Source organism: Gilvirhabdus luticola (assembly GCF_040117515.1).
Classification (GTDB): Bacteria; Bacteroidota; Bacteroidia; order Flavobacteriales; family Flavobacteriaceae; genus Gilvirhabdus; species Gilvirhabdus luticola.
In genome coordinates, this window is record NZ_JBEEEN010000020.1 from 1 (window position 1) to 509 (window position 509).

Genomic DNA, 509 nt, shown 5'->3' on the forward strand with positions numbered 1-509 from the left:
TCTGGTATCAATGCGTGTGCCGATGAAACTGAAATCGATGGTATCGTAACTACAGCTACAGATGTCGCTGCTATTGAAGCTGCTTATTCTGATGACTGTGGTACCGTTACTGCTTCGTTTGTAAGCCAAACACTTTCTGGTGACCAATGTTCTTGGTCTTTAGAGAGAACCTATAATATATCTGATGGTTGTCCTGCCAATGACTTTACAGTAACCATCACGCACTCTGGCTCTGATCAGGATGCTGCTACAGGTGCAACACCTGCTGGGACTTCTGGTATCAATGCGTGCGCCGATGAAACTGAAATCGATGGTATCGTAACTACAGCTACAGATGTCGCTGCTATTGAAGCTGCTTATTCTGATGACTGTGGTACCGTTACTGCTTCGTTTGTAAGCCAAACACTTTCTGGTGACCAATGTTCTTGGTCTTTAGAGAGAACCTATAATATATCTGATGGTTGTCCTGCCAATGACTTTACAGTAACCATCACGCACTCTGGCTCTGA

At 44.4% G+C, this 509-nt stretch carries 1 protein-coding gene; it reads left to right on the forward strand.

The annotated features are described in order from the left end of the window. The coding region (locus tag AAFP94_RS14890; RefSeq protein WP_409629196.1) for a hypothetical protein at positions 1-509 on the forward strand (509 nt) is incomplete at both ends.